The organism is Micromonospora sp. H61, from assembly GCF_018070325.1.
GTDB classification, from domain to species: domain Bacteria; phylum Actinomycetota; class Actinomycetes; order Mycobacteriales; family Micromonosporaceae; genus Micromonospora; species Micromonospora salmantinae.
The window spans coordinates 35,267-55,142 of sequence record NZ_JAGPXY010000014.1 but is presented as its reverse complement, the minus strand read 5'-3'; the positions used below and the strand labels follow the sequence as shown (position 1 = coordinate 55,142).

The following is a 19,876-nucleotide window of genomic DNA, read 5'->3' as shown; positions in this document are numbered from 1 at the left end:
CGAACAGCATCGAGCATCCAGCGCGCCGAAACATCTTCGAATGTGCCATTCTTCGGCAGCGGCAGCGGCAGCGGCAGGACCGGCGTCAGTGGTTGTAGAACATGGTGGGGAACCAGCCGAAGCCGAAGATCGAGGGCACCCGGACGTCCCAGTACACGACCGTGAAGACGCCCAGGGCGATGAGCAGCGCGCCGCTGATCACCATGCTGCGTCGTACGTCGGCGGCGAGCCAGCTGATGAACCGGCCGCGGGTGAGCATGATCAGCAACGCGAACAGCGCGGTGACCACGACGATGTTGCCGAGGGACTGCAGCACGAACGCGGCCGAACCGTACAGTGGGTTGCCGCTGTCGACCGCCCAGTGGAACAGCTTGTTGAACAACGGGTACGGCCGGCCGATGAGGAAGCCGCCGATGAGCGCGCCGAGGGTGATCACCCGTGCGACCGGCCGGTCGGCGAACACGTCCGGCACCGCCCGGATCGCGGCCAGCCCGAGATAGATGAGGGCCAGCCCGATGACGCCGAACACCACCGACGACTGGATGATGCGTACCGGCACCCCACCGGCGGTGTCGGTGGACAGCTGGGGGAGCCGGTCACCCAGCAGGACCCCGACGAACCCGTACACCGCGGCGACGGCGACCATGCCCAGGGTGAGGTAGCCGACCGGCCGCAGCAGCAGCCGGAGCCGGTCACCGTTGGCGGAGCTTGCCGCGCCGAGCGGCCCGATGGACGCGAGCATCGCGATGTTGCACGCGGTGAACGTGCCGGCGAGGCCGGACACGAATGCGAACACCAGGCCGGCGGCGGTACCGGAGATCGCCGTCGCCTTCGCATCGTGACCGAGGATCCCGCTGGCGACGCTGTCACCGATGACCGAGTCGACGAACTCGTAAGACCAGAGCACCGCCAGTAGGACCCCGGCCGCCACGCTGACCGCGATGATGACGCCGTTGCGTGGTGGACGATCGGCGACGGAGGGGCGCGCGACGTTTCGAGGGGCTGTGGTTGGCGTTCCCGTCATAGCTCTACTCCCCGAGCCGATTCGAGCACTAATTACTGTGCGCAGCGATGATTTCGCTCGGAGCTTCCTCGGCGCATCTCCCAGGGTGCGCAGTCGGCAGATGTCACGGCCTCCGGTGGGACGTCGTGCCGTGCCGGCGGCGGTGGAATAAGCGGTCCCCAACTTCGGGAAGACGGCCTAGGGTGCCAGCGTGACGACGATCGAGCGTGCTCCGGACTGGTCCGACGAGCAGTGGCAGACGCAGGCCCGGTCCTGGGTCGACGAGCAGTTGACTCGCGCGGGTCGGCGAGTGACCGGGCCGGTGGAGCCGCGGATCCGCCCGTGGTCGTTGGTGTGGCGGGTGCCGACCGACGATGGTCCGGTCTGGTTCAAGGCCAACAATCCGGGCACGATGCACGAGGCCGCCCTGATCGCGACGCTGGCCCGGCTCGCGCCCGAGCGGGTGCTGACCCCGATCGCGGTGGACCCTGAACGGGGCTGGTCGTTGCTGCCCGACGGCGGCGAGTCACTGCGCGACCTGCTGGCCCGCGACCCGGACCTGACGCACTGGGAGCGGGCGCTGCCCGGGTACGCCGCCCTCCAGTTGGCCACCGCGGCGCAGGCCGACGAACTGGTCACCTCCGGCGTACCGGACCATCGGCCCGAGGTGCTCGCCGACCTGTTCGTCGAGCTGCTCGACGACCGCGCGTCGCTGTTGATCGGCGCGGAGGAGGGGCTCAACCCCGAGGTGTACGACCGGCTGCGGGCGGAGGTGCCGTCGTACGCCGAGCGGTGCCGTCGGCTCGCCGACCTCGGCATTCCGGCGACCGTGCAACACGACGACCTGCACGACGGCAACGTCTTCGCCGGCGCGGACGGGTACCGGTACTTCGACTGGGGCGACGCCTCGGTGGCGCACCCGTTCGGCACGCTGCTGGTGACCCTGCGCTCCATCGGGCACGCCGGGAAGCTCGCCGCCGCCGACGCCCGACTGGTGCGGTTGCGTGACGCGTACCTGGAGGCGTGGACCGACCGGTACGACCGGCGGACGCTCGTGGAGGCCGCCGACCTCGCGATCGCCCTGGGGCCGGTGAGCCGGTCACTCTCCTGGCGTCGGGCACTGGACACTCCCGAGGAGTCCCGCGCCGAGTACGCCGACGCGGTCCCGGGCTGGCTGGAGGAGCTGTTCGCCGCCAGTCCACTTCAGCCGAACTCCTGACCATGATCCGTCCGAGTCGGAAGTCGGACAGGCAGTGCGACAGGCAGCGTGGAACTTCCAAAAATCCCGCGTGACCCACATCACCCTGCTGGGGACGTCGTTGGGCAGGTCATGGACGTCTTCTCCCGAACGTTCCTCCCGGCCGCCGCCGAGGCTGGCCTGGCCGTGCAGACGGTGAGCCGGCACATGCCGGTCTTCCGGCGCTGCGTCGGCTCCGGTGACGCCACCATCCTGATCACCCGTTGCAGCCGCCCCGACCGCCCGGTCACCGGCGACTACCTGTTGCTACTCACCCACCGTCGGCTGGTGGTGACCCAGCAGACCCGCCTCCTGCACCGACTGCGCCTGCATCTCAACACCGAGTTGCGCGAGCTGAGCAACGTCACCTGGAGCCCGGACCCGCGGCTGCAGTCGGTGGAGATGGCGGCCACCGCGATCGACGGGATCCGTGAGCGGTTCCTGATCCGGACCAGTCACCCGAAGCAGGTCTGGCAGCTCGACGCGTTGCTCAACCAGGCGTTCCGGACCCGCCTGCGGCCGCCCGGCGCCCGGGTCGTCGCCAGCATCGGTGACGCACCGGCCGCCGCCCGGCCCGGGATGTTCGCTCCGTCCTGGTGAGCTGACCCCGACCGGGCGTCGCCCGGCCTTTACCGAACTCGAACACACACAGATCGCGCCGAGCCTTCGCAGTCGGCAATCATGGGCCGGTGACAGTCGAACCACCGCATCGCGGGCTCGTCCTCGTCGTGGAGGACGAGCCGGCCATCGCCGACCTGGTCCGGCTCTACCTGACCCGGGACGGGTTCGGCGTCCACCTGGAGCGTGACGGCGCGGCTGGTCTGAGCGCGGCCCGCCGGTTGCGTCCGGTGGCCTGCGTCCTGGACATCGCGCTGCCGGGTCTGCCCGGCACCGAGATCTGCCGCCGGCTGCGCGAGGCCGGCGACTGGACCCCGGTCATCTTCCTCACCGCCCGCGACGACGAGGTGGACCGGATCGTCGGCCTGGAGTTGGGCGCCGACGACTACGTCACCAAGCCGTTCAGCCCCCGGGAGCTGGTTGCCCGGGTCCGCGCGGTGCTGCGCCGATCCGCGGGCGGCCCGGAGGGCGCGGACCGGCCACGTGTCGTCGGCCCGGTGATGCTCGACCCGGCCCGCCGCACGGTCACCGCCGCCGGTGCCCCGGTGCAGCTCACCTCCACCGAGTTCGACCTGCTGGCTCACCTGATGGCCCGGCCCGGCCGGGTCTTCACCCGGGAGGAGTTGCTGGCCGGAGTCTGGGGCTACGCGGCGCACGCCGGCACCCGGACGGTGGACGTGCACGTCGCCCAGGTGCGGGCGAAGCTCGGCCGGGCGAGTGTGATCCGGACCCATCGTGGCGTCGGGTACGCGGTCGATGCCTGACCACCCCGGGCACGTCGAGTCGCCGACCATGGCCCTGCCGGTGGTCGGCGCCACCCCACCCACCGCACCCCGACGAGGCCGACTCGGCCGTACGCTGACCGCCCGCGCGGTGCTCGTCACCTGCGCGGTGGCGCTGGTGTCGGTGCTGGTCACCGCCATCGTCGCGGTGCCGTTGGCGATCCGTGGCGCGGAGCGGAGCGAGCAGGAGGCGCTCGCCGCCCAGGCCCGACTCGCCGCCGAGGTGCTGCGGACCCGCCTCGACCGGGGTCGCGGAGCCGACGAGGAACGGCTCATCCAGCAACTGCGCGCCCAGGGCATCGACGCGTACCTCATCCGCCGCGGGGCGGTGGACCGGGCGGGCCTGCCACCGCGGGTGGTGCAGCGGATCGGGCAGGGCCGCAACGTGTCGGCCCGCCGCTCGGTCAACGGTGAGCGGGCCCTGGTCGAGGGTCGGGCCCTGCCCGGCGGCAACGGGGTGGTGCTCTCCCGTCCGCTGGCCAACGGGCTGTGGGCACGGGTGCTGCTCAGTCTGTGGTTGCCGCTGCTGGCCGGGTTGACCGCCGGCGTGGTGGCCGGGCTGCTGCTGGCCCGTCGGTTGGCCCGGCCGATCCGTGTCGCGGCCACCGCCGCCGCCCGGCTGCGCGCCGGTGACCGTGCCGTCCGGGTGCCGGTCGAGTCGCCGGACGAGGTCGCCGACCTGGCCGAGGCGTTGAACGGTCTGGCTGCCGCGCTGGCCACCAGCGAGGGCCGACAGCGGGAGTTCCTGCTCTCCGTCTCGCACGAGCTGCGTACCCCGCTGACAGCGATCCGGGGGTACGCCGAGGCGCTCGCCGACGGGGTGCTCGGTGCCGACGACACCGTGGACACCGGTCGGACGATGCTGGCCGAGGCCCAACACCTGGACCGGCTGATCGGCGACCTGTTGGCACTGGCCCGGCTGGAGGCCGCCGACTTTCCCCTCGAACCGGTGCCGGTGGACCTGACCCAACTGGCAGTGGACGCGGAGCCGACCTGGTCCGGTCGGTGCGCGGCGGTGGGCGTGTCGTTCCGGGTGGAGACGCCCGGTCAGCCGGTGCCCGCGTACACCGATCCGGGGCGGATCCGGCAGGTGCTGGACGGGCTGCTGGAGAACGCGCTGCGGGTCGTACCCCCGGGGGCGCCGGTGGTGCTCGCGGTCCGGCCGGCCGGCGCGGACCCGGCGCACGGCGGCGTGTTGGAGGTTCGCGACGGCGGGCCCGGCTTCACCGACGACGACCTGGCGGTGGCCTTCGAACGCGGTGCGCTGCACGAGCGTTACCGGGGGGTGCGCAAGGTGGGCAGCGGCCTGGGGTTGGCGCTGGCCGCCGGGCTGGTCCGCCGGTTGGGCGGGGAGATCGCCGCGGGGCACGCGCCGGAGGGCGGCGCCGCCTTCGCCGTCCGGTTGCCCGGTGATCCTTACCTGACCCGAACATCGGCCTGACGCTCCGCTCGTCGTTCCCGGGAAGGCTGAGGGCTCCACGGACGAGAGGGAGAGTCATGCCACGTTGGGGTATCGCCACCGGCACCACGGCACTGCTCGCGGCGGTCGCGCTCGGCGTCAGCGGCTGCGGCGCGGCCGAGGTGGCCAGCCAACCCGCCCGGGATGTCGCCGTCGACGTCGCCGCCGCCATGGGGGTCGAGGGTCAGGCGCTGGCCGCGATGGGCTTCGACGCCGACGACCTGGATGTGCTGACCGTCGCCGCACCGGCCACGGCGACGCCGGGTGCGTCCCCCAGCGCGCAGGAGAAGGCCCGGGAGAAGCGCGGTGAGGAGTGGCGCAAGCGCCGCCAGGCCCGCGTGCTGCTGCGCAAGAACACCCTGCACGGTGAGGCGGTGGTGAAGACGAAGGACGGCGGTACGCAGACCGTCGCCGTGCAGCGCGGCGAGGTGACAGCGATCGACGGGGACTCGATGACCGTCAAGTCCACCGACGGCTTCACCATGACCTGGACCTTCGGCGACGACCTGCGGGTGGTCGAGCGGCGGGCCACAGTGCAGCCGAGCGAGATAACTGTCGGCGCGACGCTCGGCGTCGCCGGCGCGAAGAACGGCGAGAAGGGCGTGGCCCGGCTCGTCCTCGTTCCCCGCGCCAAGTGAGCGAAGGGGCCCTGGCCGAGGCCAGGGCCCCTTCCCTCGTCAGTAGACGCGGGAGCCGATGAAGTCGTCGTGACCGTAGCCGACCGGGTTGGCGGCGGTACGGGCCTCGAACGACCACTGCTGCCGGGTGCTGCTGGAGCAGTTCGCCAACCGCAGGCGAGAGCTGCCCAGCAGCGGGTTGTCGAACGCCACGCAGAGGTTGTTGGCGCTCGCCGGCCTGATCTGGTTACCCACGAAGACGAACTTCTGCGCGCCGGTGCCGTTGCAGTCGTAGATGTTGACAGCGGTGCCGGCGGTCATCGAGCTGTTGGCGACGTCCAGGCAACGGTCGTGGGACAGCTCCGAGTGCAGCGACCGCCGGGCCGAGTCGTACCAGAAGCCCTGGTTGCGCCCACCGTGGCAGGAGTACGGCTGCTGCGCGGTGCCGTTGCGGGAGTCGTACCCCTTGCCGTCGACACAGGTGCCGGTGGCCAGGTTGCGCAGTTGCTTGAAGTCCAGCAGACCCGGGTAGAGCACGCCACCGCCGGTGCTGGCCGGGTCGACGCAGCTGGCCCGCGTCTGCCCGGAGTTCCAGAACTGGGTGATGCACTGGGCGAACATGCCGTGCCCACGGGCGTTGGGGTGGAACGACTGTCGGGCGGCGTTCTCGTTCCAGATGCCGACCTCGATGTAGAGGCCACGGACCGAGGTGTTGTCGGTGCACACCTCGTGCCCGTGGAAGAGCCGGCTGGCGTCCAGGTAGCGGGTGCCGGTGTTCGCCGCGGCCGAGCGCAGCGCCGACTCGAACATCGGCACCGCCTTGTTGCGGGCGAACGCCGCGTCGGCCAGGTAGAGCAGGCAACCGCCGGAGTACCAGCCGGGGAAGTTGGGGTTGTCCTCCACGTCCGGGCTGCCGGGGCTCGGGTACGACATCAGCACCAGTTCGTAGTCCGACCGCAGGTAGCCGGCGTTGGTCATGGTCTGCCGGATGTCGGTCAGCGCCGACTCCACTGCCTGCCGGCTGCCGTCGGTGCGGATCGTCCACTGGTCGGTGTAGGTGGGGTAGCAGGCGCCCTGGAAGAAGACCCGGCGGACGGCGCAGTCGGTGGCGACCGGACCGAACTGGATGGTGCCGTCACCGTTCGCGCCGACCACCACCCAGATCAGCTTCACGTGCGTGTTGCGCGCCTTGATGCCCAGGTAGTCGCCCTGGTTCAGCTCGTTGTGCTGGGTCGGGCCGCCGGCGATCAGGTTCCAGGGGGTGGCACCGGAGCAGGCGATGTTGTACTGCGCGTCCGACGTGATGCCGGTGCGGAAGACCGCCTGGTCGTACGAGCGGTCGCACCAGTTGCCGTCCTGGTGGGTGCCGGGGACGTAGTTGCCGACCCCCTCACCGGAGATCTCGCTGTCACCCATGGTGATCAACGCGGTACGCCGTTGCTCGATCGGGCGGATCGCCGGGCTGCCGTAGAGGGCGGTCGCCTCGGCGGCCCGGATGGCTTCGAGGTTGGCGGGCAGTGGTTGGACGGTTGGTCGGTCGGCGGCGGTGGCGGGGGTGGCCGGTCCGGCGAGCATCGGTAGGACGAGAGCGGCGACGGCGACGGCGACGGTGATGGCCCGTCGTCGGGTCGCGCGTTCGGGCCTGGCGGGGATTGCAGGCATCGACGCACTCCTTTCGGCTCAATCGCGGGACGTCGATTGAGTTACCAGACGGTAACGTGCGGATCAACAGATGTGAATGCGCCTCAGATCCTTGCGCGCGGGATGCAGAACCGCCCGGATCGGACTATCCGGGCCCGCGCGCCAGCGCCACGGCGGCGCCGAGCCGACTTCTGGTGCAGCGGCCGGGCGGCGGTGCGGCCGACTTCTGGTTCAGCGGCCCGGCGGCAGGGCGTAGCCGACGTAGCCGCGGAACTCCAGCCGCCAGCCGGCCGGGACGAGTTTGGCGCAGGCCGCCTCGGTGCCGGTGCAGACGATCGCGTCGACCGAGGAGGGGTCGGCCGGCGGTCGTTCCGGCAACACGGACTGCAACGCCACCAGGTCCGGTGAGCCGCCGTCGGGCTGCCGCAGCAGCAGCCACCACGGGTACTCCCAGTTGTCGTTCTGCTGCACCAGACCGATCCGTCGCGCACCGCTGTCCTGGACCGCGGCCGCCGCCCAGCGGAACTCGTCGGCCCACTGGGGGCGGCGCAGGAACCGGGTGTCCCAGTCCGAGGTGGTGAAGACCGAGCCGGCGCCGACCAGCCGGCGCGGGAAGCCGTACGACAGCGCGAGCACTCCGGCCAGCGCCGAGGTGGCCAGCACGGTGAGGGCCGCCACTGTGGCAACCGAACGACGCCCACCCGCGCGGTTGCGCAGGAGAGCGTCCAGCCAGAGGCCGGCGAGGGGCACGGCGAGCACCACGGCGTAGAGCAGCAGCCGGTTGCCCCACGGCTGCCACTTGATCATCGCGGTGTGCAGCAGCACGGCGGTCAGCACCACCACGGCGTACGCCCGCAGCGACCCGGCCCGCTCGGGGGCGATCCGCCGTGGTCGGGCGAGCGCGATCACCGCACCGATCACCGCCAACGCCCCGGCCAGCGGAAACGCCACCCGGTCCTCGTCCGGATACCAGGCCGGCTCCGGGAACAGCTCCCGCCCGAAGGTGATCGCGCGGTCCTGCGGGTCGACCCCGACCGCCTCGGCGCCGCTGATGATCACCTCGGCCCCGGCCCGACGCAGTGGCGCCAGCGGCGTGTCGAACGCGGTGTGCCCGATCCGCAGCGCGTTGACCACTATCGACGCCGGGTCGTGCCGCTCCATCGGGATGGACTCGCGCAGCCGGGGCGGCCCCAGCGGGTGCCCGAACTCGGCGGTCACCCGGGCCAGGAACGGGCCGACCACCACGGCAGCGACCACCAGGATCAGCACCGAACCGCCGACGGTGCGGGCCAGCCCGCCGACCGGCCAGGAACGCCGACCCCCACCGGGTGTCGCCGGGCCAGCCGGTGCCGATCGATCGGTCCGGGCCAGCCTCAACTGGGCCAGTCCCCAGAGCACCAGCAGCGGGCCGACCGCGATCAGGCCGCTGGTCTTGGTCACCGCGGTCAGCCCGGTCGCCGCCCCCAGCCCGAGCAACGTGCCCCAGCCGGTCCGTCGACTCAGCCCGTCCAGCGCCAGGGTCGCCGCGCAGGCCACCCACGCCGCGCAGATCAGGTCGGTCTGCGTGCTGGTCGCCTGGAGCACCACCATCGGCGTGGTCGCCAGCACGAACGCGGTGAGCAACTGGGCCCGCCGGCCGCCGCCGAGCTGTGCGGTGATCCGTGCGGCCACCAGGAGGCAGACCACCCCGGCCGCCCACTGCACCAGGTTGTGCAGGTGGTCCCCGCCGGTGAGCAGGCGCAGGTGCAGCAGCAGGTACTCGGCTCCGGGCGGGATGGTCACCTGCCGGTGGATGGCGGTCGGCCAGAAGTCCAGGTCGCCCTGGGCCACCCAGTGCTCCACCTTCGGCAGGTGGTACGTCTGCGAGTCGAAGTTGTTCGGCTCGGCCAGCAGCGCGACCAGCAGCTCCACCAGGACCAGCCCGCCGACAGTGCCGGCGAGGAGCCGCTCACCCGGTCGGGCCGCCCGCCACGCGTCGACCGCTACGGCACGAAGGTCAGCGAACCCCCGACCAGCCTGTGTCGGCGCGGGGCCGGGCTCACCGCGCTCGGCGGCCGGGGCGGACACGTCAGGTCCGCCACCGGACACCACCGCGCCGACCGGCACCGGCTGCGGTGCGGTGCTGACTGCCGGCGCAGCGCTGACCGGCACCGGTGCGGCGGCGGCCGGCCGCCCGAGGCGGGTCGCCCGTCGCCAGCGCAGACCGGCCGCCGCCGCGGCCGCGACCAGGAAGAGCAGCCAGGCGACTGTGAACGCGCCTCGGGTCAGCGCGTGCGACGCGCCGAGCACCTCGACGACGAGCACCGCGTACGCCCCGCTGAGCAGGACGGCGCGGACCACGGCGAGCCGCAGCGGTGCCACCGCGCCAGCCTCGCGTGGCATCGCCGCGACGATGAGCAGGAGCACCGCAGCGACAGGAATCACCGCGAGCAGGGAGCCGGCAGCCGACATGGCGGAAGTAAACACCATTGATCTGAGGCCGCCGCGCGGACTGCCCAGCGGTAGCGGTACGCGGTAAACAAACCAACCAGGCTAGGCTATGGCCGACGTGTTGCCGCCACCGTGGAGATCCCCGTGAAGCTCTCGATCCTCATGCCGGTCTACAACGAGGAAGAACGCATCGCGGATGCCCTCAAGCAGGCATTGGCGGTGGACTATCCCTGTGAGATCGAATTGGTAGTCGTCGACGACGGCAGCCGCGACGGCACCGGCGAGGTCCTCGGTCGCGCCGACGACGCGCGCCTGCGGGTCATCACCCACCAGCGCAACGCCGGCAAGGGTGCCGCCATCAAGACGGCGGTCGACAGCGCCGAGGGTGACTACATGGTCATCCTCGACGCCGACCTGGAGTACGACCCGCAGGACATCCCCAAGCTGCTCGACCCGGTGCTCGACGGTCGGGCCAAGGTGGTCTACGGCAATCGCACCTTCGGCAGCCACAGCGCCTACAGCTTCTGGTACGTGATGGGCAACAAGGGCGTCACGATGGCGGCCAACGTGCTGTTCAACTCGTACATCGGCGACCTGGAGACCTGCTTCAAGCTGATGCCGGTGGCGCTCTACCGGTCGCTCGAGGTGCGCTCGCGCGGCTTCGGCATGGAGGCCGAGGTGACCGGCAAGCTGCTGCGTCGCCGGATCCGGCCGTACGAGGTGCCGATCAGCTACCGGGCACGCGGCCGGGAAGAGGGCAAGAAGATCACCTGGAAGGACGGCGTCGAGGCGATCTGGATCCTCGGGCGCGAGCGCGCTCGCCGCCGCCCCGCCGTCTCAGCCGCCAACTGACCCCAGGAACGCGCTGATCGACCGCCGCAGGCCGTCGGCGTCCAGACCATGCCACCGGGCGTGGTCGGCCGGATCGCCGTACCGTCGCAGGTCGGTCTGACCCACCCCGAGGGCGAGCAGCCGGTGCGGTACGTCCGCCAGGGCCCGGCTGACGAGCGCGCTCGACGTCCCCGCCAGGTACGGCTCGACCAGCACCACGTCGGTGTTGGCGAGCGCCCGCAGCCCGGGCGTGTCGAGCGGCCGGGGCGTGTGGGTGTACGCCACTGTCACGTCCATTCCCTCGGTCGCCGCCAGAGTGGGGTCGAGCATCGGTCCGACCGCCACCACGAGCGGCGCGTTCGTCAGGCCCCGCCGAAGCACCCGTAGCCGTGTGGCGTCCGGGTACGCCTCGGCGTTGCGCTGCTCGGAGAGCCGCAGGTAGACCGGATCGTCGCTGGTCGCGGCGTTGCGCAGCAGCGGCGCCACCTCGTCCGGGTGGCCGGGCACCCGAACCGTCCAGCCGTCACCGAGCGAGTCGAAGAGCGCCACGTCCCCGGGTGACTGGTGGGTGCGGCCCTCAGCCGACCCGTCGTACGACGCGCCGATGCTGACCAGGACGGCGCCCACGCCCTGGTGGTCCAGATCCAACTTGATCTGCTCGTACGCCCGGTCCACCAGGAACGTCGCGTACGAGTGCGCGATCGGACGCAGCCCGGTCAGGGCGAGCCCGCCGGCCACACCGATCATCAGTTGCTCCCGGATCCCGACGTTGAGCACCCGGTCCGGGTGGCGGTGGCCGGCTGCGGCGAACTGGCTCGCCGAGATGTCGGCCAGCACCAGTGCGGTGCGCGGATCCTCGTCGAGAAGCGCTGTGGTGGTGTCGATGAAGGCGGTACGCATGTCCGTCATCCCTTGCTCTCGATGCGGGCGACCACCAGGTGCGGGTGTCGTGGTCGGTGCCCGGTCAGCGCCGCGTACAGGGCTTCGTGGTTGCGGCCGTCGACGGTGTCGGCGGTCCAACCGTTGACGGTGAACCGGCTGGCGATGCCACCGGCCCATCCGTGGCTGGCCGACGAGTTGTCGACCACGACCGCGGTGAGGCTGTCCAGGCCGGTCGCTCCCGCGTACGCGATCGCCTCGTGGTTGGATCCCTCGTCCAGTTCGGCGTCGCCGAGCAGCACGTACACCCGGGGGTTGAGCAGCCCCTGGGCGCGCAGGCCGAGCGCGGTCCCGACGGCCAGCCCGAGCCCGTGCCCGAGGGAGCCGGAGCCGATCTCGACCCCCGGCACCAGGAGTCGGTCCGGGTGGTGGCCGAGCCGGCTCTCCGAGCCGGCCAGGTCGTCGAGCCAGGCGTCCGGAATGAAGCCGTAGGCGGCGAGCACCGCGTAGTAGGCGGCCGGCCCGTGGCCCTTGGAGAGCAGGAACCGGTCCCGCTCCGGGTCGTCGGCGGTGTCGGGGGTGACCCGCAGCACCCGGTCGTAGAGCACCTGGAGCACGTCGACGGTGGAGTGCGCGCTCGGCGCGTGCTTCTCGTCGCCGGTCAGTCGTCGGATCAGCCCGGGCAGGCGGGCACTGCTGGTGGTGGGCAGTGTGGTGGTCATGCCACTACTGTGTGAGTTGAAGTGCACTTCAACTCAAGGACCTGGTGATGCCGGATCTATTGACGATCGGTGAGCTGTCCGCCCGCTCCGGGGTGGCACCGTCGGCGTTGCGCTACTACGAGCGACTCGGGCTGATTCGCGCCGACCGCACCGGCGGCAACCAGCGCCGCTACGCCCGTGCCGAGCTGCGGCGGGTCGCCTTCATCCGGATCTCCCAGCAGGTCGGCGTCTCGCTCGACGAGATCCGGGAGGCGCTCGACTCGCTCCCCGAGGCCCGCACCCCGAGCCCGCAGGACTGGGCGCGGCTGTCGGCGAGCTGGCGCAGCCGCCTGGACGAGCGGATCCGGCTGCTCACCAAGCTCCGCGACGACCTGGACGGCTGCATCGGCTGCGGCTGCCTGTCCCTGCAGCGCTGCACGCTCAACAACCCCGAGGACACCCTGGCCGGCGAGGGCCCGGGCGCCCGGCTGGTGCTGCCCCGACCGACCGACGACCCGACCCTGGCAGGCTCGCTCAGCTGACGGCCGACCCTCCGCCCGGCGGGCGGGTGAGCAGCACCTTGCCGAAGTGGTCATTGGACTCGACGAGCCGGTGCGCCTGCGCCGCCTCGGTCATCGGCAGCCGCCGGTCCACGATCGGCCGGATCCGGCCCGCCTCGACCAACGGCCACACCTCGTCCCGTACGCCCTGGACGATCTCCGCCTTCTCGGCGAGCGGACGGGACCGTAGCGACGTCGCGGTGACGCTGGCCCGCTTGGCCAGCAGCGCGCCGAGATCCAACTCGGCCTTGCGCCCACCCTGCATCCCGATCACCACGAGCCGACCGCCGGTGGCCAGCGCGGACACGTTCCGCCCCAGGTAGGACCCACCCATGATGTCGAGGATGACGTCCACGCCGCGCCCGTCGGTGACCCGCCGGACCTCCTCGACGAAGTCCTGCTCCCGGTAGTCGATGATGTGTGCCGCGCCCAGCTCACGCAGCCGGTCGTGCTTGGCCTCCCGCGCGGTGGTGAGCACTGTCACGCCGAGGGCCGCCCCGAGCTGAATGGCGAAGGTGCCGATCCCGCTGCCGCCGCCGTGCACCAGCAGCGTGTCGCCCGCGCCGAGCCGCGCCACCTGGACCAGGTTCGACCACACCGTGCAGGCCACCTCGGGCAGCGCCGCGGCGTCGACCGGGTCGCAGGCGGGCACCGGCAGCAACTGCCCGGCGGGAACGGCGACCCGCTCCGCGTACCCGCCGCCGGCCAGCAGCGCGCAGACCTGCTGCCCGACCGCCCACCCGGCGACCTGCGCGCCAACCTCCGTGATCACCCCAGAGCATTCCAACCCGGGGTACGCGGGCGCACCCGGCGGCGGCGGGTAGTGCCCCTGCCGTTGCAGCAGGTCAGCGCGGTTGACCCCACTGGCCCGCACATCCACGATGACCTCGTCCGGGCCCGGCTCCGGGTCGGGCACCTCGGCCCAGACCAGCGCGTCAGGTCCACCGGGCTGGGGAATCGTGATGGCTCGCATGGGCCCAGTCTTCCCGATCTTCCCGGGTGTCGCAGGCGCACCGTCCAGCCCACAGTGGACGCAGCAGACCGGCTGGCCGGCGCACCGGGGAGGGACGCCGGGCCGCCCGGAGCGAGCCGTGGCAGACTATGCGTGGCCGTACGCCCACGGGTGGCGGCCCAGGAGGGTTCGCCTAGTGGCCGATGGCGCTGGTCTTGAAAACCGGTAAGGCAGCGATGTCTTCGTGGGTTCGAATCCCACACCCTCCGCCCCTCTACACAGCAAAGCGTCCCATGACCAGCGCGAACACCGATCATGGGACGTGCCAATCGATAGTGAATCATTATCACTTCGTCTCGTCCGGGGCGGTCGCGTTTCACTGGTCGCGGCAAATCAGCGGCAAAGTTGCCGGGAGCGACGTCCAACCGGCCCATTAGAACTAGACGTGGCGGAAGCAGCCCTAGCTCGCGTCCGGCGATATGGTCGGCGGAGCGGCGAGAGGGGGTTTCAGCGTGGAGGCACGGCTCCAACCGGTCAACGCGCTCCTGGGGCTGGTCACCGCGGGCGACGTCAACCCTTCGCTCTTGGCAGGAGCCGGTTTCAGGGTGGTCGGTCTAGAGGTGCCGGCGGTTGGTCCTGCCGGAAAAGCCGTGATTGACGTGTTGCTCTTCCACGAGGCGACGAACCATCTGGTGCAGTGCGAGTCGAAGTCCGGTGCAAACGTTGAGGAAGACCAGGCGCGGGCCTACGCTGCGATGCCAGCTGCCAATGCCGTGCAGGCCGCCTACGTGGACCTTCGTCACAGGACTACGCCGACGATTGAGACCCTGTACCTGTGCCTTGATGAGAACGCCGAGCGGATCCGTCTTGGCCTGAAGACCATCGGCTTTCTGTTCCCGGTGCTCGGGGTCGGTGATCGTCGTATCGAGCTCCACGACGCTGACTACGCGTCGGAGCGCCTTCGAGCCGCGCTTCAGGAGGGCGTAACACTGAAAGCCCCGCCGCCGAGGATCATCGCCTTCGACCCAGAGTCCCCTTCTGACGCCGTGGAACGGCACGTGCGGCCTGCGATGGTGGCCGCCTTGGCGAACCGGACTCCCTTTCTCACCCTGACGGGGCTGACGGAGCGAGTCGCGCCTCATTACGGACTTTATGGTCATGCTGCTCAGAACAGGCTAAAATCGGCAGTCAAAGCTGCGATCGTGAAGATCGTCGAAGCTGCTCCCGATAGGTTCGCGTTCGATCCCCCGGCGAACGTTCGCCCCGAGGGCTTGATCCGGTTCTTGAGGACTCCTGAAGATCACGATCCCCGTGGCCGAACCCAGGCATATCAGGCGCTAGCTAGGACGGGCCAGGGCGCATCAAGGCGGCGGAGGGTCGTTCCAAATCCTGACCAAATGGACCTGCTCAGCGAGTTGGTCACTATGGATAATGACGCTGAGGACATCGACACGGTGTCTGACGAGGAGGGGGGTCGGTCGTGAGCGTACGGGCTGACATGGCTAACGCATTGACTCTCAACCCTGGCTCGCCGACCAAGACGTTCGTGCTTGAAGCTCACACGGATGAGCCGAGCGCTTACCTGGAAGATCTTGCTGGTTCACGCGACGTCGAAGCTACCGATGATGCTTACATCTTTCGCGTAAGTACCGAACACGGGACCTTTTGGGTAGACCAGTTGAATCCTCGTTTCTGGAGCTTTCACACAGATATGAGGACGGATCGGGCTTCTTCCACATTGAATTCTTGGGTCGGAAGCCGACGCGATTTGGACTGGATGTGGCTACCCTCCGAACATCTTCGGCATATCTGGCCGGGAGCTCGGGCGCGGCGGGTTCGGACCGACTTCCGAGGCAGGGCGCTACTCGGGGGCGTCGGTGCCGATACCGAAGACCTTAGAGTGCAGCTTTCCGGGCGCAATGCCGAAGCTCTTCTTGATTTCATATCAAGTAGCAGTGAATTTAGGTCCGCCGTGTCGTTTGATGGCGTCGAGACGAGCGTGGCTGATGCAGACTTCGGAGTGGTGCGAGAGGCTGTTAACCGGATGGGTAAGTTCGCTGTATCCGGCGACTCCTTCGAACTGCATTCATTGTTTGTAAGTACAGTAGTTGACCGGTACAGCCGACTGGTCGAAATGTGCGAGCAAAAGGCGCTATCTTGGCAGTCATCGGGCGCTGAAGAGGGTGGCGGGAACGTGGCCGGTGGCCCGGTGGTAATTCACTTCAGTAAACCGATCCCGGATCTTCCAAGCTTTCTTGAAACCCTTTTCTCGTCACGCGCACCCTTTCGGCTATGGGGTATGCCTGAGATCACCTCTCAAGGCGTGGCCGAGGTGGAGGCGGTAGATCTTCACGTAGGGCATCGGCTGCGGTTCGATATTGGTGATGTCTGGATGCGCATCTACTTGGAGCAGGGCGGTTGTGGCAACACAATCGCTCGGCTCGTGAGCAACCTTCAGCATCGATTCGACGGGGCATTGCGTCTGGCCGACCCTGAACTCAATGAGGCGGTGGGTCGCCATCTCGCACCGATAGCCGCCTGAATGCTGACTTGCTAAGAAAGACGCAGAGTATTGAGGCGACGCGAAGGGTCGACCTTGGGTCGGCCGTTCGCATCACCCGTTCGCAGTCACCCGCCTTCTCTGCGACCGTCAGGCACCTCTATGCGTTTCCGCGCTGGTCGTCCTGGCCGTCGATGCGGGACGCGTCGACCTTGAGCAGCAATCCGGATCATCGGCTGCGGTAAGTGCTGGGCAATGGGCTGCCTGCGGGTCCGCGTTTAAGCAGGTCGCGGGGTTGCGACGGTCGGCCTTAAGAACCGGTAAGGCAGCGATGCCTCCGTGGGTTCGAATCTCATACCCTCCGCTTGCTAGACCCATTCGACCTCCTGAAAGTCAGGGTGTCTCAGGCTTGGTATGCCTCGACATTACTGAACCCACATGATCATCTAAGTCGAGGCTCGGTCGCTGTGAGGCGCCGGGTTCGCCGGCAGAGGAGTTGCATCGGAAGCCGAGGCGCTCGGCAAGCGGCGCGTCGATCAGCATCGACGGGCGCCTCATCGGGGCGTACGGTCGGGATACGCGATGTACCCAATACGGCGAGGTGCCTCATGGCGGATCAGCAACCCACCCCTGGCCAGCGCGTCGAGCGGCTTCGTCGAGCCGCCGGCCTGTCTCGCGAACAACTCGCCGGCCTTGCCGGACTGTCACCGACCACCATCAAGTTCGTGGAGAACGGGCGCCGGAGCCTGACATTGCGAGCCGCCCAGCAGGTCGCGCCGCACCTCGGCGTACGCGATCTCGGTGATCTGTTCGGGCCGCAGGTGACCCTGTCCCTGGACGGCCGACCCAGTCACCCTGCCATTGGCGACGTCCGCCGCGCGCTGACCGCTTGGCACATCACCGTCTCCGGTGAGCCGGAATCCCCCGACTACCTGCGCGGCGCTGTCGACTCCGCGTGGCAGACCTGGCACACCTCCCGGCACCAACGCACTGAGGTGAGCGTCATTCTCCCCGGGCTGCTCTCAGCCACTCAGCGAGCTACCCGGCTGCACACCGGCGACGAACGGCGTGCCTGCCTCGCCCTGCTCGCCCAGGCCCATCACCTCGCGCAGGCTTACCTTGCCTGGCACGGTGACCGCGAGCTGTGTTGGCTGACCGTCGACCGCGGTATGGCTGCGGCCCTCGATGCCGACGACCCCCTAGCCATCGCCCAGTCCACCTGGTACGCGGCGCACCTGCTGCGGGCGGTCGGGCGTGGCGATGAGGCGTTGGAACGGTTACAGGAGGCTCGCGGTCTGATCGAGCCCCAAGTCGCCGATGGTGGCAATGAGTGGGCCGAGATGCTGGCCGACCTGCATCTGTGTACTGCGTTGACGCGGGCTCGTACCGGTGATCAGGGCGCCTGGTCCGACTGGGATGCGGCTCGCCGGGTGGTCGAGCAGGCCCTGCCGGGCGGCTTCGTCGGCCTTCGCACCCGAGTGTCGCGGCCCCTGGTCGACGTGTACGCGGTGATGTGCGCAGTCGACCTGGGCGATCCTGACGAGGCGCAACGGCGAGCACATTCGCTGGACCCGGCGTCGATCCCGTCGACCGAACGGCGGGGCCGGCACTACGTCGAGCTTGCCCGCTCTGCCGACCTGGAAGGGGCGCGGGAGGCGACGCTTCACCTGTTGGGCCTGGCGGAGTCCACCTCTCCCGAGACGGTCCGATACTCACCAGCGGCTCAGGAATTGGCAGGCCGGTTGGCCCGGGAGGCACCGGCGGTCATCCGCGCCGAGGCGATCCAGTTGGAGAGCCGGATCGCGGTGCCAGACCTGTAGGGAGGTACCTCCTGTCGCTGGGTACGCTGCGTACCCTTTGCGCCTGTCGTTGCTGCCTAGCGTGTTCTCACGATTGCAGTGGGTGTGCGGCGTCGCCCGGTTAGAGGCGATGGCCGCCGCCCCCTGAGACGGGAGGGCAGCGCAATGATGTGGCCGTTCAACCTGCTTCGCCAGCGAGCCAGGCGACTGGCGATTCCTGCACCGCAGGGTGCTACCGGTCCTGCGATTCAACAGGCAGAGCAGGAAGCCGCCCGAGCCCGGTTGCTGGCTCAAGCCCGCCGCCGATCCACCGACTATCGCAACGGCGGCGTTGGCCGGTGATGCGTGAGGTGCCCACCACCGCCAGGGCGGCCGTGCAAGCCCGAGCGGCGCAGGGTCAACGGGCAGCCGCTGTCTTGCCGAGCCGCCTCGCCGACCAGCACATCCCGCGACGGCCCGAGTGGACCTGCCGTACCTGCGAGCAGGACACCCCATGGCCCTGCCCTCCGGCCCGAGTACGCCTGTCCGAGGCGTATGGCCGGGACCGGATCGGGCTGTCCATGTATCTGGGCAGCCTGCACGCGGTCGTGCTCACGGAGCTGCCTGCCGTCCCCGCTGGCGAGTTGTTCGAGCGGTTCGTTGGATGGGCGCGTTGATCAGCCCGGTCACTCCGGTGAACTCTGTGGCCGGTCGTTCGTCGCCGATCGCCTGGTCCACGCCTCGTAGCTGAGCAGCACGGCGAGGAACGCGGTGAGCAGGCCGAGCGCGGCCAGGCCGGGCAGGTGACGGCCGACGGGGAGTAACAGCAGCGCCACGACGGGAGCGACGAGCTGCCCCGGTCGCACGCACCGGACGCTGAGACTCAGGAACGTCGCCCGGCCCGCGAGGAACAGGGCGGTCCCGCCGAACAACGCGACGGTCGGCATCCAGTCCGAGATGCCGTGGGACTCCTCATGTGCCAGGCCGGCCAGCACCTGCTCGACTCCCAGTGCCACGTAGATGGTCCCGGCGAGTACCGGGAAGTGGGCAACGCTGTAGGCATTCGCACCGACGTGGGCGCGCCGTAGCCCGGACTCCGTCGTCAGCGCGTGCCTGGACGTTGCCGCGCTCGCGGAGTAGAGCCAGTACAGGCACACGGTGACGGAGAGGGTGAGGAGCGCGGCCAGCAGGATGGGTCCACGGATCCGCTGAGTCCCGATGCCGGCGGCGACCGAGATCAGGGACTCCCCGAGCGCAATGATCACCACGAGGCTGTGCCGCTCGGCGAAGTGGCCGGGGCTGCGTACGGGCCAACCGCTCAGCATCGAGGAGACCACCCCGCCGCCCATGTCGATGGTGAGGGCCAGCGCCCAGAGCAGGATCTGTGCGGTGCCGCCGAACACGGCGCCGAGGACGAGCGGAATCCAGGACAGCGCGGTGGAGAGGGTGTAGAGGCGAATGGTCCTGCGCACCTGCCGGTTGCCCGCTGCCACCCAGCGGAAGAGAACCAGATCGACAACTCGAAGCACGATGTACGCCAGCACCAGGATCAGCCGGGACCCCGTCGTACCTGGTCCGGTCCCCCAGGCGTCGGGGATGACGAGAGCGACGAGGAAGACGGCCGCCATCGCGACGGTGACACCGGCACGGATCAGCCCGACGTCGATCCGGACGTGGTTGCCCAGCCAGGAGTAGACCAGCCAGGAGATCCAGAGCAGCAGGAGTACGAGGAATCCCTGCATCAAGGTCACCGGCGCGGGCCGCTGGCTCATGAACGTGGTGACCCGGATCAGGCCGAAGACGAAGACCAGGTCAAAGAAGACCTCGAACAGAATGGGTCGATGAGTCTCCGGGGTCGCCATCGGTCGTGCCCCAAAAGTCCGCCCCA

At 69.7% G+C, this 19,876-nt stretch carries 17 protein-coding genes and 1 tRNA gene; 11 read left to right on the top strand and 7 right to left on the bottom strand.

Going from position 1 to position 19,876, the window contains the following annotated elements; translation table 11 throughout:
* Positions 1 to 85 precede the first annotated feature (85 nt).
* Complete coding sequence (locus KBX08_RS10005; RefSeq protein WP_238687966.1) at positions 86 to 1,024, bottom strand: hypothetical protein; 939 nt, start codon at positions 1,022 to 1,024, stop codon at positions 86 to 88.
* Positions 1,025 to 1,214: 190 nt separating this feature from the next.
* On the opposite strand from KBX08_RS10005, the gene KBX08_RS10000 reads away from it, so the two are divergent.
* The 5 genes from KBX08_RS10000 (at position 1,215) to KBX08_RS09980 (ending at position 5,737) form a co-directional block, all read left to right on the top strand.
* Positions 1,215 to 2,222 carry a phosphotransferase gene (locus tag KBX08_RS10000; protein ID WP_210782670.1) on the top strand — a complete coding sequence of 336 codons (1,008 nt, stop codon included), beginning with the start codon at positions 1,215 to 1,217 and terminating at the stop codon, positions 2,220 to 2,222.
* Positions 2,223 to 2,333: 111 nt separating this feature from the next.
* Positions 2,334 to 2,840, top strand: coding sequence for a hypothetical protein (locus KBX08_RS09995; RefSeq protein WP_210782667.1), 507 nt, complete (start codon positions 2,334 to 2,336; stop codon positions 2,838 to 2,840).
* A gap of 89 nt (positions 2,841 to 2,929) precedes the next feature.
* A complete protein-coding gene (locus KBX08_RS09990; protein WP_210782665.1) occupies positions 2,930 to 3,622 on the top strand; it encodes a response regulator transcription factor in 693 nt (230 codons plus the stop codon).
* On the top strand, positions 3,615 to 5,081 hold the full coding sequence (locus tag KBX08_RS09985; RefSeq protein WP_210782664.1) for a HAMP domain-containing sensor histidine kinase: 1,467 nt from the start codon (positions 3,615 to 3,617) through the stop codon (positions 5,079 to 5,081). Before KBX08_RS09990 ends, KBX08_RS09985 begins: the two co-directional genes overlap by 8 nt.
* Before the next feature lie 56 nt (positions 5,082 to 5,137).
* Positions 5,138 to 5,737, top strand: coding sequence for a hypothetical protein (locus KBX08_RS09980; protein WP_210782663.1), 600 nt, complete (start codon positions 5,138 to 5,140; stop codon positions 5,735 to 5,737).
* A gap of 39 nt (positions 5,738 to 5,776) precedes the next feature.
* On the opposite strand, the gene KBX08_RS09975 is transcribed toward KBX08_RS09980, so the two are convergent.
* Complete coding sequence (locus tag KBX08_RS09975; protein ID WP_210782662.1) at positions 5,777 to 7,378, bottom strand: ricin-type beta-trefoil lectin domain protein; 1,602 nt, start codon at positions 7,376 to 7,378, stop codon at positions 5,777 to 5,779.
* A 210-nt stretch (positions 7,379 to 7,588) separates the two neighbouring features.
* Positions 7,589 to 9,808 (bottom strand): glycosyltransferase family 39 protein, encoded by a 2,220-nt coding sequence (locus KBX08_RS09970; RefSeq protein WP_247669171.1) that lies wholly within the window; start codon positions 9,806 to 9,808, stop codon positions 7,589 to 7,591.
* A 123-nt stretch (positions 9,809 to 9,931) separates the two neighbouring features.
* Between KBX08_RS09970 and KBX08_RS09965 the strand changes: the two genes are divergently transcribed.
* The gene (locus KBX08_RS09965; RefSeq protein WP_210782660.1) at positions 9,932 to 10,639 is read left to right on the top strand and encodes a glycosyltransferase family 2 protein; all 708 of its coding nucleotides are present in this window, start codon (positions 9,932 to 9,934) and stop codon (positions 10,637 to 10,639) included.
* Here the strand turns inward: KBX08_RS09965 and KBX08_RS09960 are convergent.
* Positions 10,625 to 11,518 carry a transketolase family protein gene (locus KBX08_RS09960; RefSeq protein ID WP_210782658.1) on the bottom strand — a complete coding sequence of 298 codons (894 nt, stop codon included), beginning with the start codon at positions 11,516 to 11,518 and terminating at the stop codon, positions 10,625 to 10,627. The genes KBX08_RS09965 and KBX08_RS09960 overlap by 15 nt on opposite strands.
* A 5-nt stretch (positions 11,519 to 11,523) precedes the next feature.
* A complete protein-coding gene (locus KBX08_RS09955) occupies positions 11,524 to 12,219 on the bottom strand; it encodes a transketolase (RefSeq protein WP_210782656.1) in 696 nt (231 codons plus the stop codon).
* Positions 12,220 to 12,266: 47 nt separating this feature from the next.
* Between KBX08_RS09955 and soxR the strand changes: the two genes are divergently transcribed.
* Positions 12,267 to 12,740 carry a redox-sensitive transcriptional activator SoxR gene (gene soxR, locus KBX08_RS09950; RefSeq protein WP_112637862.1) on the top strand — a complete coding sequence of 158 codons (474 nt, stop codon included), beginning with the start codon at positions 12,267 to 12,269 and terminating at the stop codon, positions 12,738 to 12,740.
* Here soxR and KBX08_RS09945 read toward each other — a convergent pair.
* On the bottom strand, positions 12,733 to 13,731 hold the full coding sequence (locus KBX08_RS09945) for an NAD(P)H-quinone oxidoreductase (RefSeq protein WP_210782653.1): 999 nt from the start codon (positions 13,729 to 13,731) through the stop codon (positions 12,733 to 12,735). The genes soxR and KBX08_RS09945 overlap by 8 nt on opposite strands.
* Before the next feature lie 161 nt (positions 13,732 to 13,892).
* On the opposite strand from KBX08_RS09945, the gene KBX08_RS09940 reads away from it, so the two are divergent.
* From KBX08_RS09940 to KBX08_RS09925, 4 genes are all read left to right on the top strand, one after another.
* Positions 13,893 to 13,979: transfer RNA gene (locus KBX08_RS09940), tRNA-Ser, on the top strand.
* A 243-nt stretch (positions 13,980 to 14,222) separates the two neighbouring features.
* Positions 14,223 to 15,194 (top strand): hypothetical protein, encoded by a 972-nt coding sequence (locus KBX08_RS09935; RefSeq protein WP_210782651.1) that lies wholly within the window; start codon positions 14,223 to 14,225, stop codon positions 15,192 to 15,194.
* A 416-nt stretch (positions 15,195 to 15,610) separates the two neighbouring features.
* Entirely contained in the window at positions 15,611 to 16,252 is a 642-nt protein-coding gene (locus KBX08_RS09930) for a hypothetical protein (RefSeq protein ID WP_210782649.1), read from the top strand.
* A 566-nt stretch (positions 16,253 to 16,818) separates the two neighbouring features.
* Positions 16,819 to 18,030, top strand: coding sequence for a helix-turn-helix domain-containing protein (locus KBX08_RS09925; RefSeq protein ID WP_210782647.1), 1,212 nt, complete (start codon positions 16,819 to 16,821; stop codon positions 18,028 to 18,030).
* Between the two features lie 644 nt (positions 18,031 to 18,674).
* Here KBX08_RS09925 and KBX08_RS09920 read toward each other — a convergent pair.
* Complete coding sequence (locus tag KBX08_RS09920; RefSeq protein ID WP_210782645.1) at positions 18,675 to 19,850, bottom strand: low temperature requirement protein A; 1,176 nt, start codon at positions 19,848 to 19,850, stop codon at positions 18,675 to 18,677.
* Between the last annotated feature and the right edge of the window lie 26 nt (positions 19,851 to 19,876).